Source organism: Jiangella anatolica, from assembly GCF_003236295.1.
In the GTDB taxonomy this organism is placed as follows: Bacteria; Actinomycetota; Actinomycetes; order Jiangellales; family Jiangellaceae; genus Jiangella; species Jiangella anatolica.
In genome coordinates this window covers 73,742-87,270 of sequence record NZ_POTW01000005.1, presented here as the reverse complement: position 1 = coordinate 87,270, position 13,529 = coordinate 73,742, and the positions used below count along the sequence as shown (strand labels likewise).

Annotated in this window: 15 protein-coding genes; 2 read left to right on the top strand and 13 right to left on the bottom strand. The window is 74.0% G+C overall.

Translation table 11 applies throughout. The features are described from left to right. Positions 1–18: 18 nt before the first annotated feature. Positions 19–228 carry a hypothetical protein gene (locus tag C1I92_RS03345; RefSeq protein ID WP_146605005.1) on the bottom strand — a complete coding sequence of 70 codons (210 nt, stop codon included), beginning with the start codon at positions 226–228 and terminating at the stop codon, positions 19–21. A gap of 114 nt (positions 229–342) precedes the next feature. Here C1I92_RS03345 and ku point away from each other — a divergent pair, with 114 nt between their 5' ends. After that, the gene (gene ku, locus C1I92_RS03340; protein ID WP_111253245.1) at positions 343–1,194 is read left to right on the top strand and encodes a non-homologous end joining protein Ku; all 852 of its coding nucleotides are present in this window, start codon (positions 343–345) and stop codon (positions 1,192–1,194) included. A gap of 3 nt (positions 1,195–1,197) precedes the next feature. On the opposite strand, the gene C1I92_RS03335 is transcribed toward ku, so the two are convergent. After that, positions 1,198–2,073, bottom strand: coding sequence for an NUDIX domain-containing protein (locus tag C1I92_RS03335; RefSeq protein WP_199520911.1), 876 nt, complete (start codon positions 2,071–2,073; stop codon positions 1,198–1,200). Then, positions 2,070–2,546 carry a DUF6328 family protein gene (locus C1I92_RS03330; RefSeq protein ID WP_111253244.1) on the bottom strand — a complete coding sequence of 159 codons (477 nt, stop codon included), beginning with the start codon at positions 2,544–2,546 and terminating at the stop codon, positions 2,070–2,072. Before C1I92_RS03330 ends, C1I92_RS03335 begins: the two co-directional genes overlap by 4 nt. Before the next feature lie 86 nt (positions 2,547–2,632). On the opposite strand from C1I92_RS03330, the gene C1I92_RS03325 reads away from it, so the two are divergent. Next, positions 2,633–3,703, top strand: a complete 1,071-nt coding sequence (locus tag C1I92_RS03325; protein ID WP_111253243.1) for a hypothetical protein — start codon at positions 2,633–2,635, stop codon at positions 3,701–3,703. A 6-nt stretch (positions 3,704–3,709) separates the two neighbouring features. Here C1I92_RS03325 and C1I92_RS03320 read toward each other — a convergent pair whose 3' ends face one another. The 10 genes from C1I92_RS03320 to C1I92_RS03280 form a co-directional block, all read right to left on the bottom strand. Beyond that, positions 3,710–4,792 (bottom strand): hypothetical protein, encoded by a 1,083-nt coding sequence (locus C1I92_RS03320; protein WP_111253242.1) that lies wholly within the window; start codon positions 4,790–4,792, stop codon positions 3,710–3,712. Further along, positions 4,789–5,283 carry a sigma-70 family RNA polymerase sigma factor gene (locus C1I92_RS33630; RefSeq protein ID WP_158563960.1) on the bottom strand — a complete coding sequence of 165 codons (495 nt, stop codon included), beginning with the start codon at positions 5,281–5,283 and terminating at the stop codon, positions 4,789–4,791. Before C1I92_RS33630 ends, C1I92_RS03320 begins: the two co-directional genes overlap by 4 nt. A gap of 44 nt (positions 5,284–5,327) precedes the next feature. Then, positions 5,328–6,497 carry a hypothetical protein gene (locus C1I92_RS33625; RefSeq protein WP_158563958.1) on the bottom strand — a complete coding sequence of 390 codons (1,170 nt, stop codon included), beginning with the start codon at positions 6,495–6,497 and terminating at the stop codon, positions 5,328–5,330. Positions 6,498–6,500: 3 nt separating this feature from the next. Next, positions 6,501–6,995, bottom strand: coding sequence for a SigE family RNA polymerase sigma factor (locus C1I92_RS03310; protein WP_111253241.1), 495 nt, complete (start codon positions 6,993–6,995; stop codon positions 6,501–6,503). A gap of 52 nt (positions 6,996–7,047) precedes the next feature. After that, positions 7,048–8,484 (bottom strand): LLM class flavin-dependent oxidoreductase, encoded by a 1,437-nt coding sequence (locus tag C1I92_RS03305; protein ID WP_111253240.1) that lies wholly within the window; start codon positions 8,482–8,484, stop codon positions 7,048–7,050. Positions 8,485–8,697: 213 nt separating this feature from the next. Then, positions 8,698–9,369 (bottom strand): response regulator, encoded by a 672-nt coding sequence (locus tag C1I92_RS03300; protein WP_111253288.1) that lies wholly within the window; start codon positions 9,367–9,369, stop codon positions 8,698–8,700. Beyond that, positions 9,366–10,700 carry a sensor histidine kinase gene (locus C1I92_RS03295; RefSeq protein WP_146605004.1) on the bottom strand — a complete coding sequence of 445 codons (1,335 nt, stop codon included), beginning with the start codon at positions 10,698–10,700 and terminating at the stop codon, positions 9,366–9,368. The genes C1I92_RS03300 and C1I92_RS03295 overlap by 4 nt, the downstream gene beginning before the upstream one ends. A 5-nt stretch (positions 10,701–10,705) precedes the next feature. After that, positions 10,706–11,650 (bottom strand): D-alanine--D-alanine ligase family protein, encoded by a 945-nt coding sequence (locus C1I92_RS03290; protein WP_111253238.1) that lies wholly within the window; start codon positions 11,648–11,650, stop codon positions 10,706–10,708. Then, positions 11,647–12,780, bottom strand: coding sequence for an alanine racemase (gene alr, locus C1I92_RS03285; protein ID WP_199520910.1), 1,134 nt, complete (start codon positions 12,778–12,780; stop codon positions 11,647–11,649). The genes C1I92_RS03290 and alr overlap by 4 nt, the downstream gene beginning before the upstream one ends. Further along, the gene (locus C1I92_RS03280; RefSeq protein WP_111253286.1) at positions 12,777–13,409 is read right to left on the bottom strand and encodes a M15 family metallopeptidase; all 633 of its coding nucleotides are present in this window, start codon (positions 13,407–13,409) and stop codon (positions 12,777–12,779) included. The genes alr and C1I92_RS03280 overlap by 4 nt, the downstream gene beginning before the upstream one ends. Positions 13,410–13,529 lie beyond the last annotated feature (120 nt).

The window sequence follows — 13,529 nt, the reverse complement described above, 5'->3', positions numbered from 1 at the left end:
GCGGCGACGATCGTGGCGCTAGACAGCGATCGGCTGGAAGATCGACTCGATCAGCGGCAGGTCGCCGTTGAACACCGCCGCCGAGCACTCCCGGCAGGCGAACTCCACGCCCATGCCGCCCGGGACCTTGTCGAACTCGGTCTCCGCGTCGCACTCGCTGCACCAGGCCGTGAGGGACCCGATGAGCAGCTCGGGCGCCGCGACATTGAGATCTCGTCTTGCCCTCATGTTTCGAGCGTGACACGCGGCCCGGACGGGGGCGGGGAGGCGCGCCGGGGCCTCGACGCGCAACAATGGCACTGGGCACGCATCGGTAGAGGTGGCCGGCGGACGGAGTGGAACATGCCTGTACAGACGGTCTGGAAGGGGTCGATCTCGTTCGGACTGGTGTCGATCCCGGTCCGGCTCGTGTCGGCGACCCAGGAGAAGGACGTCAGCTTCCGGCAGGTGCACGCGGCCGACGGCGGGCGCATCCGGTACAAGCGCGTGTGCGAGGCCGGCGGCCACGAGGTCGCCTACGCCGACATCGCCAAGGGCTACGAGCTGCCCGGCGGGCAGCTGGTCGTGCTCACCGACGAGGACTTCGAGGACCTGCCGATCACGTCGTCGCGGGCGGTCGAGGTGCTCGGCTTCGTGCCGTTCTCGCAGATCGACCCGACGTCGCTGAACCGCGCCTACTACGCCGAGCCGACCGGCGACACCAAGCCGTACGCGCTGCTGCGCGACTCGCTGGAGCGCTCCGGCCGGGTCGGCGTCGTCAAGGTGGCGCTGCGCAACAAGGAGCGGCTGGCGGTGCTGCGCTCGTTCGAGGGCACGCTGATCGTGCAGACCATGCTGTGGCCGGACGAGATCCGCAAGCCCGAGTTCGACTTCCTCGACGAGGACGTCGAGGTGCGCAAGCAGGAGATGGCGATGGCCGAGTCCTACATCGACACCCTCTCCGGCGACTTCAACCCCGACGAGTACCACGACGACTACCGCGAGGCGCTGCTGAAGGTGGTCGAGGCCAAGGCCGAGGGCGCCGAGGTCATCGCCGCGCCGGAGGCCGAGCCGGCCGAGGGCAAGGTCGTCGACCTCATGGAGGCGCTGCGCCGCAGCGTCGAGGAGGCCAAGCAGAGCCGCGCCGCCGACAAGGAGGCCAAGCCGGCCAAGAAGACGGCGAAGAAGGCCGCCGCCAAGCGCAAGTCCGCCTGACTCTCAGCCGCGGCGGTGGGTGATCTCGAAGAGGGCGGACGGGCCGACGTTGCGGCCGCCGGCGGCTTCGACGCGGGCGCGTAGCTCGCGGTCGGCCGTCACGGCGACGACGTGGTCCTGCGGCCGCTCGGCCACGGCTGAGGCGACGGCGGCGGCCAGGGCGTCGTCGCCGCTGCCGGGGGCGTCGACGACGGTGACGCCGTCCAGCGACGCGACGCCGCGGGCCCGGCCCTCCGTCACCAGCACGATCCGCGGCCACCACTGCGCCGCCGGCAGCTGCAGCGCCGCCGGCGGCACCGGCGCCAGGCGGCCCAACTCGTCGCGCAGCCGGGCGGTCGCGCCGACGCGGTCGTGCCACCAGCCGTCCGGCCGCGAGCCCACCACGTTGGCGGCATCGACCACGAGGACCAGGTCCGACGGCGCCGCCGCTCGGATCCGCGGCCACATCGCGCCGAACGCCGGCAGCAGCGGCAGCGCCTCGACGTCGTCCAGCGGCACCCAGGTGATCTCCAGGCTCTCCGGGTCCGCGGTCCGCCCCTCCACGGGCCGGGACGAGCGCGCGACGATCGTCGTGTAGGACCAGGTGCCGTGGTCCTCGACCCAGGCGTGGCTGGGTCGGACGGCGTCGGGCGGGATCGCGGCCTCCTCCGCGGCCTCGCGCAGCGCCGCCTCGAGCGCCGTCTCCGCCGACGCCCGCGCGCCGCCGGGCACGCCCCAGGTGCCGCCGTGGTGGCTCCAGTGGGCCCGGTGCTGCAGCAGCACGCCGCGCTCGTCGTCGACGAGCATCAGGCCGGCCGCGCCGTACCGGCCCCAGTGCCGCTGCCCGCAGGCGCAGTCCACCCAGCCGTCGCCGTCGTGCCGGTGGTGAACGAGGGTCAAGACGCGCTCCGCGCGCGGACGCGGGCCGGGATCACGTACCAGAACACGACGAACCACACTAGCGCCGCCGCGTCGACGGCGAGGGCGAACCAGCGCGGCAGCACGACGTCCAGGGCCAGCAGCAGCCCGCCGCACACGGCCAGCATCAGCAGGAGCAGCCCGCCCGCGGTCATCCGCGACGCGGCCGGGATCATCCGGTCGCGCACGCCCTGCCGGAACACGATCCGGTGCAGCGAGACCGGCGCGATCAGCAGCGCCATCGACATCGCCGCGACCACGATCGTCACCGCGTACACGTCGTGAGTGAACTCGTCGGCCTCGCGGAACGGCGAGGTGAACGCGATGGTCAGGAGGAACGCGAACAGGATCTGCACGCCGGTCTGGGCGATGCGCAGCTCCTGCAGCAGTTCGTTCCAGTGCCGGTCGTAGCGGTCGGCCTTGTCCTCGTTGCGGGCGTACCCTGGCTCGTCCACCGCACCTCCTATCGGGCGGATCGTACCCAAACCCGCCCAGGTGAGGCTTCCGGCCCGCGACGCCGCCGGTCGGTAGAGTCCGGCAGGTGGCCGCACACGACGCCCTCGCCGACTACGAACGCCGGTTCCGGCGCAGCGGGCTGCCGCTGTTCATCGAGGACTACAGCGCGAGCGAGGACATCTTCACCCGCGCGGCGCCCTGGCTGGCGCTGGTGTTCCTCGGCGAGATGCTGGGAGCGACCGAACTGGAGTGGCCGTTCCTGCTGAACCTGGCCGCGGCGCTGGGCGGCCTGGTCATCCTGATCGTCGCGTTCGGCGTGCTGAACCGGATCCGCGGCCGTCGCTTCCTGGAACTGCCGCGCGAGGTCGGACGGCCGGAGCTGGCGGCGTTCGTGCTGGTCCCGGCGCTGCTGCCGGTGATCTTCGGTGGCCAGTGGCGGCAGTTCTTCGGCATCCTCGCCGGCAACTCGCTGTTCCTGCTGCTGATCTACCTGGTGGTCGGGTACGGGCTGATCGCGACGGTGCTGTGGGCGCTGACCCGGATGGCCGACGAGCTGGCGGCGTCGCTGGGCCGGCTGGTCCGGACGCTGCCGCTGCTGCTGATCTTCTCGCTCGTGCTGTTCGTCAACGCCGAGATGTGGCAGATGTTCGGCACCATGCCGCGGCCGTTCGTGTTCGTGGTGACGGGGCTGCTGTTCGGCCTGGGGCTGGTGTTCCTGGCAGTACGGGCGCCGGGGCTGGTGCGCCAGCTCGAGCGCGACCTCAACGCCGACGCCCGGCCGTTGACGCGCCGGCAGCGGTTCAACGTCGGGCTGACGCTGGTGGTGAGCCAGATCCTGCAGGTGGCCGTCGTCGCCGCCGGCGTGGGCGCGTTCTTCGTCGCGTTCGGGCTGTTCGCGCTGACCCCGGACGTCGGTGTGGAGTGGGCCGGCACGGCCGGCTCGTGGGAGTACCGGTTCGACCTGCTCGGCCACCCCGTCCGGCTGACGGAGACGCTACTGCGGGTGGCCGGTGGGATGGCGGCGTTCACCGGGCTGTACTACGCCATCTCCATCCTCACCGACTCCACCTACCGCGACGAGTTCATGGCCGGGGTGACGGCCGAGATGCGCGGCGTGTTCGCCGACCGCGCCGACTACCTGACGCTGCGCGGCTGACCGGCGTCACTGCTGTGGCTCCTCCTCGCCGAGCGCCCAGGCGTCGAACCGCGGGTCGTCGGGCGGCGTCACGCCGATGGTCTCGCCGATCGCGAGGAGCTCCTCGGCGCTCGCCTGCCCCTGCAGCGTCACGGTGTCCCCGTCGTGGAGGTGCCAGGCCAGCAGCGTCCCGCGCTCGGGCAGCGGGGTGACCAGCACCTCGCGTTCGAGGAACTCCGTCACCCGGGAGCCGGGCCGGGCGTGCAGCCAGATCGAGTCGACCTCGTCGGTGACGGTGAGGCGGAGGTCGCCGGCGACCGCGGTGTAGATGTAGTCGCCGGGACGGTCGCTCCGGCCGGTGCCCTGGATCAGCTGCTCGGCGTCCGCGGCCACGGACCAGTCGCTGACGTCGACGCGTTCGCCGTCGGTCCGCATGGTTCGGATCAGCTCGGCGATCTCGTCGTCGGACAGCGTGTCGGCGCGCAGCTCCCAGGTCGCGTCGCCGGACTCCCACCACGCGTAGACGAAGCCGTCGCCGCGCTGGAGGTGCACCTCGACGTCGTCGACGGTGAGCGTGCTGCTCTCGTCGGCGCCGACGGACTCGGGGTCGGCGCGGAGGATGAGCACGCTGCGGGTGACGACGCCGCCCTCGGCCTGGACGACGAGGATGCTCTGGTCGGCCGGTTCCGGGCAGCCGGCGAGCCGATCGTCGATGGCGGCGTTGCGGGCGGAGGCGTCCTCGGCGAACACCCGGTCCGGGTCGGGTGCGGCCTCGGGCATCCACATCAGCCGCAGCGGCTCCGGGAGGTCGGAGACGTCGTCCACCGGGACCGGTGGCACATCGGAGACATCGACCGCGGCGAAGGTCGCGGGGCAGTCCGCGGCGCCGGACCCGGCGGGCTGCGGCCGGCCGGCGCCGTCGCCGCCGAGGGCCAGCGCGGACGGGACCGCGATGAGGGCGACCGCCGTCATCGCGATGCCGGCCTGGGCCAGCCGGCGGCGGGTCCGGGCCTGGCGGGCGCGGTCGCGCAGGAGCTCGATCGGTGCGTACTCGCCGACCGGGAGGCGTGCGAGCGCGCGGGTCAGGGCATCGTCGTCGAACTCGATCATTGAGACTCCTCACGGGTGAGAGCGGCCGCGAGCTGCTGGCGGGCGCGGCTCAGCGTCGACGCCACGGTGCCCCGGGAGATCCCGAGCGCGGTGGCGATCTCTGGTTCGGTGAGGTCGAGGACGTAGCGCAGCGCGACGACCTGGCGGCCGCGCTCGGGCAGCGCCGCCACCGCCGTCCACAGCGCGTCGTCGCGGGGCTCGGCGGCCGGGGTGTGCCGTTCCGGCTCCGCGGCGATTCTGTGCAGGTGGCGCCGTTCCAGCCGGGCCCGCCGCCAGCGCGAGCGGACCTCGTTGACGGCGACCGTCACCAGCCATGTGACGGGCGCGTCCAACGCCGTGGCGGCCGGCCAGCGGGCCAGTGCCCTGGCGAACGCCTCGGCGGTGGCCTCCTCGGCCAGGTCCCGGTCGCCGACGGCGATGGTGACGGCGCGCAGCACCCGCGGCCGCAGCGCGACGTACCAGCCGGCGAAGTCGTCGTCCTTCGAGCTCACGCTGTCTAGACGCACACGTGGCCGCAACCGTTGAGCCGGCCGCTTCAGAGGAGGTAGGGACTGTCGAGGAGGGCCGGGTCGGCGTCGGCCGGCAGGAGCTCGGTGACCCGTTCGCAGTCGCCGTCGACGGTGCAGCGGACCAGCGCGGCCTCGCCGCCCTGGACGACGCTCAGGACGATCGACGTCGGCGACTCCCAGATCCTGTGCGCGATCCACTCGAACGCGACGCGCAGCACCTCGTCGCCGGTGCGGGCGTCGCGAAGCACCAGCTCCAACGGCGGGTTGGGAGCGTCCGGCCGGTCGCTCCCGGCGATGTATCGCCCGTCGGGGGAGAACGCCGCGTCCTTGCCGTCCTCGAACCGCCACAGGTCCTCGCCGGTCGCCAGGTCGGCGACCTCGTAGCGGCCGTCACCCTCGTTGTACAGACCCAGGTCCGCGGCCGGCGCCATGGCGAGGAGACTGGCGGGGATCGGCAGGGGAGTGATGGCGTCGTCGCCCACCTCCCAGGCGTACACGCCCGGTTCCCCGTCGACCTCGGCGTTCAGGACGAGGCGGCCGTCGGCCAGGAATCCGGCCGGGTCGGCGTACGGGCTGGCCGACGCGGGCAGCTGGGCGACGACCTCGCCGGTGGCGTCGGCGACCGTGACGGTGGTGGTGAAGGTCTGCGGGGTGTCGCGGACCACCTCCTCGTTCCGCACCGACCAGGCCACTCGCTCGCCGTCGGACGAGACGACCGGCGGCTGGGCCAGGCCCGTGGTGAGCTCGATCTGCTCGCCGTCGTCGCGCACGAGAGTCACCGTCGCGTGGGCCAGGTCCGCCTCGCCCTGTGTCACGACGTAGCCGCCGCTGATCCGGGCGATGGTCGCCGGCGGGCTCTCCAGCCCGCCCAGGTACTCGAACGGGGTCGCCGAGTCACCGAAGTGCAGTGCGTCGCCGCCGTACCAGGGCACCTCCGGTGCCGGACCGGCGTCGAGCCGGGCGAGCTCGACCAGGCCGAGGCCGGCCGGGTCGGCTCCGGTGCTGGGGCCGTTGGCGCCGATGACAGAGGCCCCGACGGCGGCGGCCGCCACCACGACGGCGGTCCCGCCCGCGGCGACGAGGCGGGCGGTGCGCCGTGCGCGGCGGGCCCGGCGGATGGCGCCGTCGGCGAATCCGGGCGGCACCTCCCGGACGGCGTCGTTCACGGCGGTCTTGAGCAGGTCGTCGACGTTCACGGGTCAGGCTCCGTCCGGTGTCGGCTGGGGCGCCAGGTCGCGGAGGCGGGCGAGGGCGCGGTGCGCCTGGCTGCGCACCGTCCCGGTCGAGCAGCCGAGGACGGCGGCGATCTCCCGCTCGGACAGGTCCTCGTAGTAGCGCAGCACCAGCACGGCCCGCTGCCGCGGCGCCAACTGCCCGAGCAGTTGCCACACGTCGATGCGGTCGCCGGCCGGACCGGTGAGGTCGGGCAGCGCGGTCTCCGGCACGTCGCCGACCGGGTCCTCGCGCAGCACCATCCGGCGACGCCAGCGGCTGGCCTGGTCGTTGTAGATGATCCGGCGGACGTAGCCCTCGGGCTCGTCGACCTTGTGCCAGCGCCGGTACAGCTTGGCCAGCGCGCCCTGGACCAGGTCCTCGGCGGCCTCCTTGTCGCCGGTCAGCGCGTACGCCGTGCGTAGCAGGGCCAGCGACCGTCCGGCCACGAACTGGCGGAACTCCTCGTCGTCAGGGCTCACATCGCCTCCTCACCCTCAAGGACGCGCGGGTGTGGCCGGACGCTGCATCGCTTCAGGGCGTGGCGATCGGGGCCAGCGCGCGGACGTCGTCGGGGGAGGCGAGGTCCTGGACGGCGACGAAGATGGTGCTCACGCCGCGGGCGAACAGCTCGCGGTACCGCTGCGCCGTCTGCTCGGCCGTCGCGGCATGGTGCTTGGCGGCGTACGCGGCCGCCGGGGCGTTGCCGCGGGCCCGCTCGACCCGGCGCCAGACGTCGTCGCGGTCGCGGCCGACGATGGGCAGGTCGAGGACGGTGACGGCGACGTCGCGGCCGGTGCGGTCGCGCTGCTTCTCGAACACTGCCAGCCGCTCGTCGAGCGCGAGGTCGGTGCGCAGGTTGCAGGCGTCGCCCAGCTCGGCGGCGATGCGCAGCGACCGGTCGCCGGACCCGCCGACGACGATCTGGGGCGTCCCGGTGGGGCGCGGGTAGGACGTCGTCTCCGGGAGGCTGACCCGTTCGCTCTTGTGGGCCTTCGTGCCCGGCGCCCAGAGTGCGCGGATCGTCTCGATCGCCCGTTCCAGCTCGTCCAGCCGTTCCTTCGGGCCCGGGAAGGCCAGCCCGTGCACGTCGTGCTCACGGCCGAACCAGCCGGCGCCGATGCCGACGAACGCCCGCCCGCCGCTCAGCACGTCGAGCGTCGCGACCGACTTGGCGATGATGCCGCCGCGGCGGAACGTCACCGGCGTGCACAGCGGGCCCAGGCGCAGCCCGGTGCCGAGGCCGGCGATCATCCCGAGCGTGGTGAACGGCTCCGGGATCGGGTCCCAGGCGCGTCCGACCTGCGGGATCTGGATCAGGTGGTCCATCAGCGCCAGGCCGGCGAACCCGGCGTCGTCGGCGGCCAGGGCGACGTCCTTCAGCCAGCGGGCCGGGTCGTCGCCCCAGGGGAACCGGGAGACCTGCAGGATCACCTGCCGGTCGGCGTCGCTCTGCGCCGCGGGCTGGTGCGGTGCCGCGGCCGGCTGCTCGGGGGTGTCGGCGCGGACCGTCACGACGAGGTCCCAGCCCTCGCCGGCCGCCTCGTCCTGGACCGCCGCCGCTCGGCGGAGCTGGCTCGCCAGCGCGGGCGCGGGCACCGGCCGGTCGCGGGCGGCGTTGCGGGCCCGGCACAGCTCGGCCGGCGTGTCGAACACGACGACGACGGCGGGCAGCCCGGCATTCCTGGCGACCGTCAGGTACTCGCGCCGCCGGTCGGCGTCCAGCCCCAGCGTGTCGACGACGACGGTGAGCCCGCGCCCGGCCCGCGCCGCGACGATCCGGTCCAGCAGCCCGAACGCGTCCTCCGTCGCATCTAGGTCGTGCCGGCCGCTGCCGACGACGCCGCGCAGGTCGTCGGAGGAGACGATCTCCGGCGCCCGGTAGCGCGCCTGCGCCCACGCCGACTTGCCCGCGCCGGACGCGCCGGCCAGCACCACCACCGCCGGGTCCGGTATCGGCTGCGTCGTCATCGGCTCAGGCTAGCCGCCCTCGTCACGGTGTGATCACGGCGCCATCCCTGTGACTGTGGTCGACGTAGATCGTTTGTGGCCTGGTCATCCGCAGGGCGGTTGATCAGGCCGCTTGACATCGCCCTGCTCCCTGCGACGACGGTGTGAGATCACTGTCGCCCCAACGACACCGATGCGGCACCGTTGCCGCCGGTCAGGCTGTCTGGGCCGGACTCAACGCGCGTCGAGCAGTCCGTGCTCGTGGGCGAAGACGACGATCTGGACGCGGTCGCGCAGCGCCAGCTTGCGCAGGATCGCGCCGACGTGCGTTTTCACGGTCGACTCGCTGGCGAAGACGAGCCCGGCGATCTCGGTGTTGGACAGCCCGCGCGCGACCGCCGTGAACACCTCGCGCTCCTTGTCCGTCAGCGACAGGTACGCCGACGGCACCGCGGAGCGGGACCGGTACTGGCCCTCCAGCAGCGTCGCGAGGTCCTGCGGCGCCAGCACCGCGTTGCCGGCGTGGACGGTGCGGATCGCGTCGCGCAGCTGCAGCGGCGTCGTGTCCTTGAGCAGGAACCCGCTGGCGCCGTAGCGGATCGCCGTCGCCGCGCGGTCGTCGAGGTTGAACGTCGTCAGCACGACGACGCGCACCGGGTTCGGCCGCCGCGAGACGCGGTCGGGCAGGAAGATCTGCCGGGTCGCCTCGACGCCGTCCATGTCGGGCATCCGGATGTCCATGAGGATGACGTCGGGGGAGAGCTGGTCGACGAGGCGGACCGCCTCCAGCCCGTCGCCGGCCGAGCCGACCACCGTCATCCCTTCCTGAGCGTCGACGATGACGCGCACGCCCTCACGGAAGAGCTCCTGGTCGTCGACCAGGAGCACCCGGATGTCAGCGGTCATGCGCCGCCCGCCCGGACCGGCACCCACGCGGTCGCGGTGAACGTCGTCCGGCCGTCCTCGTCGCGACGGCGGACGTCGAGGCGGCCGCCGACGGACTCCAGCCGGCGGCGCATCCCCTCCAGCCCGGCGCCGCCGCCCGCGACGGTGCCGGCGGGTGCGGCGAACGGGGACTCGGCGACGACGTTGCGGACCTCGATGCGCAGCTCGCCCTCCCAGTGCCGTTCGACGTGGACGGGGACGTCGCGGCGGCCGTGCTTGATCGCGTTGGTGAGCATCTCCTGCAGCACCCGGAACGCGACGACCTCCAGCTCCGGCGGCATCGGCCGCGGCACGCCGATCTCCGTCGACACCACCTCGTGCCCGCTGGCCCGCACGCCGTCGACCAGCGTCTCCAGCCCGGCCGGCTGGGCCGGCGGCTGCTTGGTGTCGGTCAGCACCTGCCGCACGTCGCGCAGCGAGGTCCGTGCCGACGTCGCGATCTTCGCCATGGTCTCCTTCAGCGCCTGCGGGTCGTCGAGGTACTGGGCGGACTCGGCCTGCGCCAGGATCACCGCCAGCGAGTGCCCCACCACATCGTGCACGTCGTTGGCCAGCCGCGCCTGCTCTTCGCGCAGCCGGGCGATCTCGCGTGCCTGCCCGGTCTCGCGGACGGCGCGCGCTGTGTCCTCCTCGGCGGCCTGTTGCGACACCCGCGACCGGCGGGCACGGTCGCCGTACCGCAGCGCCAGCCCGGCCAGCCACGGTGCGCCGAGCGCCGCCGTCCCCACCAGGACCCCGGTGACCTGCCAGGTCATGCTGAGGTCGCGCAGGCTCTCGACGAGGCTCGCGTTGCCGGCGAGGTCCGCCAGGCCGCCGAGGCCGCGCGCGTTGGCGATGACGACGACGATCATCGCGGCGACCGGGATCGACAGCGCGCTCAGCCACACCGTCGCCGTGCTGCCCCAGCGGGCCGTGCCGAACGCCACCGCGGCGATGGTCACCTGCACCAGCATGAGGTCGATGCCGAAGACCAGTTGCACCCCGCACACCGCCCAGACCAGCCCGAGCGCTGCGGCCGGCAGCCGGCGGCTCAGCCCGACGGCGGCGGCGGTGCCGATCGCGACGAACGCCAGCTCGACCCGGCTGATCGGCATGACCCACGCCGTCGCCGCCTCGAACAGCCCGAGGAACGCGACGACCGCCGCCACCGCGAGGTCCGGGACCCACGCCTGCCAGTCGGCGCCCGGATCGCGGTCCGGTCCCGGGCCGGGTGGCGGCGCGACGGTGTCGAACGCGGCGATGTCGGGTCCTCCGGCGGGGTCGGTGCGGGCGTGTCCCAGCAATGGAACCACGGCTCTCACCCGAGGACGTCGCGGACGAGCAGGTCCAGCAGCTCGGCGTAGGAGACGCCGGCCGCGGCGAACATCTTCGGCACCTGCGACTGCTCGGTGAACCCGGGCATCGTGTTGACCTCGTTGAGCACCGGTCCGCCGGCGGTCAGGAAGAAGTCGACGCGTGCGACGCCGGCGCAGCCGAGGGCGTCGAACATCGCGACGGCGGCGTCCTCCAGCGCCTTGCGCTCGGCGTCGGACAGTGGTGCCGGGACGCGGAAGTCGGCGTCGCCGCCGTACTTCTGGTCGTAGTCGAACAACCCGTCGGCGACGATCTCCAGCGCGGGCGCGACGGTGCGGGTCCCGTCCGGCCGGCCCAGCACGGCGAGGTCGATCTCGCGTCCGACGACGACGTCCTCGACGAGCACGCGGCGATCCAGCGCGAACGCGGCCGCCAGCGCCGGCTCGAGGTCGTCCGGCGTGCCGGCCAGCGAGACGCCCTGGCTGGACCCCGCGGCGACCGGCTTGACGACGACCGGGCGGGTCCAGCGGTAGCCGGGCGCCGTCGACCGGGTCAGCAGCGTGGCGGGCGCCGTGGCGATGCCGACGTCCTCCGCCAGCAGCTTCGTCGCCCACTTGTCCATGGCCAGCGCGCCGGCCAGCACACCGGAGCCGACGTAGGGGACGCCGGCCAGGTCGCACAGCCCGGCCAGCGTGCCGTCCTCGCCGCGCGGCCCGTGCAGGACGGGGACGGCGGCGGCGCAGGTCCTCAGCACCTGGATGGCGTCGGCGAGGTCGATCGGGCAGCCGACGTCGCCGTGCCGCCAGCTCCCGTCGCGCTCGATGGTGAGCCGGACGACGGTGTACCCGGCGGTCTCCAGCGCGCCGGCGACGGCGGCGGCCGAGGCCAGCGAGACCTCGTGCTCGCAGTTCTGCCCGCCGCCGATCACGGCCACTCGTCCGGTGCTCATCGCGTCCTCCTCGTCACTCGCGGACCGATGCCGGTGACGATCTCGTGCTCGATCGTCCCGGCCCAGCGCGCCCATTCGGCCGCCGTGGGCGCCCCGTCGGCGCCGCCGAACACCGTCGCGACCTCGCCCGGTTCGACGGCGTCGTCGCCGAGGTCGACGACGATCTGGTCCATCGAGAACCGGCCGACGACGCGGCGGCGCCGGCCGCGGACCAGCACCTCGGCCCGTCCGGCGGCCGCCCGCGGCAGTCCGTCGGCGTAGCCCAGCGGCAGCAGTCCCAGGTGCGTGGCGGCCGGCGCCGTCCACGCGTGTCCGTAGCCGACCGGCGTCCCGGCCCGGACCCGGCGGACGGTCACGAGCGGCGCCGTCAGCGTCAGCGCGGGCCGCAGCCGGACCGTCCCGGACGGGTCGATGCCGTACAGCCCGGCGCCGGCCCGGACCAGCGTGTGGTGCGTGCGCGGGTCGGTGAGGGTGGCGGCGGTCGCGGCGAGGTGCCGGTGGACGGGACGCAGGCCGGTCGCGCGGGCGACCTCCACGCCCCAGGCGAACCGCGTCCGGCCGGTCGCGTTGGAGGGGTCGCCGGGGACGTCCGCGCAGGCCAGGTGGCCCATGACGCCGTCGACGCGGATCAGCCCGCGCTGCTCGGCGAGCCGGGCGGCGCGGCACAGCTGGGCCCACTCGGCCGGCGGGGCGCCGTCGCGGGCCAGGCCGACGTCGAGGTGCAGGTGCACCCTGGCCGGGCCGCCGCTTGCCGCCGCGATGACGGCGTCCAGGTGCGCCCTGCTCGGCACGGCCAGGTCGACGTGCTGATGGGCGGCCGCCGCGAAGTCGGCGTCGACCGGGTTGAGCCAGCTGAGGATCGGCGCGCCGATGCCGGCCGCGCGCAGCGCCAGCGCCTCGTCGACGCTGGTGACGCCGAGCCGGGTCGCGCCCGCCGCGAGCGCCGTCCGGGCGACGTCGGCGGCGCCGTGCCCGAACCCATCAGCCTTGACGACCGCCATCAGCACGGCGGTGGGCGCGTGCGCCATCAGGGTGCGGGTGTTGGCCGCGACGGCCGCGAGGTCGGTGCTGAGGGTGGGCTTCGTCGTCGTGACCGTGGGTGCGGGAGCCATGGCGAGGGCGGCGCTCATGCCGTCACCAGGTGCGCGCCGATCGGGCCGTAGAGGGCGGCCGGCGCGCCGATCGTGAGGGCCCAGTAGCGGTCGCCGTAGCTCCAGTGCCACCACTCGGTCGGGTAGTTGACCAGGCCTGCCGACCCGAGCACGTCGGCCAGCAGGGCGCGGTGGACGCGGGCGTTCGCGGAGATGTTGCGCGCGGCGAAGTAGCAGGCGCCGTCGCTCTGCTCCGGCGTGGCGTCGATCGGGGTGCCCATGTCCAGCTCCCGCCCGTCGGGGCCGACCAGCGTCAGGTCGACGGCGGCGCCCGCCACGTGCGGCGCGACGGCGACGGGTGAGACGAACCGACTGGTGAGACGTTCCAGCTCGGCGAGGTCGCGGTCCAGGCCGGGATGCGTCGCCGAGAGCTCGGCGGCGTAGCGGGCGATGATCGCGCGCTGGTCGGCGATGCTGCGGTGCCCCTCGACCACGCGCAGCCCGATGCCGTCGGGGAGGCGGCCGGCGGCGAGGAGGAGGCGCTGGGCGAGCGAGACGCGCACCCGCGCCCGGGCCGGGCCGAACGGTTCGGTCAGCTCCACCAGCGGCTCGCCCTCGTCCTCGACAGGGATGGCGGCGACTCGCGGGTCGGACAGGAGGATCGTCATGACCAGCACGCTAGGAATCAGGGCCGGTGCCGGACCTCCACCTGAGGTGCCGGACCGCTGTCCCCGGGTACGAGATCCCTGACCTCAGGGTCCGGGCGGTACTCTGCGCCAGAGCGACGA

Excerpts from the sequence above, each read along its gene's own strand:
- C1I92_RS03345 (WP_146605005.1), bottom strand. The coding sequence starts at position 228 with ATGAGGGCAAGACGAGATCTCAATGTCGCGGCGCCCGAGCTGCTCATC.
- ku (WP_111253245.1), top strand. The coding sequence starts at position 343 with ATGCCTGTACAGACGGTCTGGAAGGGGTCGATCTCGTTCGGACTGGTG.
- C1I92_RS03320 (WP_111253242.1), bottom strand. The coding sequence starts at position 4,792 with ATGATCGAGTTCGACGACGATGCCCTGACCCGCGCGCTCGCACGCCTC.
- C1I92_RS03305 (WP_111253240.1), bottom strand. The coding sequence starts at position 8,484 with ATGACGACGCAGCCGATACCGGACCCGGCGGTGGTGGTGCTGGCCGGC.
- C1I92_RS03300 (WP_111253288.1), bottom strand. The coding sequence starts at position 9,369 with ATGACCGCTGACATCCGGGTGCTCCTGGTCGACGACCAGGAGCTCTTC.
- C1I92_RS03290 (WP_111253238.1), bottom strand. The coding sequence starts at position 11,650 with ATGAGCACCGGACGAGTGGCCGTGATCGGCGGCGGGCAGAACTGCGAG.
- alr (WP_199520910.1), bottom strand. The coding sequence starts at position 12,780 with ATGAGCGCCGCCCTCGCCATGGCTCCCGCACCCACGGTCACGACGACG.
- C1I92_RS03280 (WP_111253286.1), bottom strand. The coding sequence starts at position 13,409 with ATGACGATCCTCCTGTCCGACCCGCGAGTCGCCGCCATCCCTGTCGAG.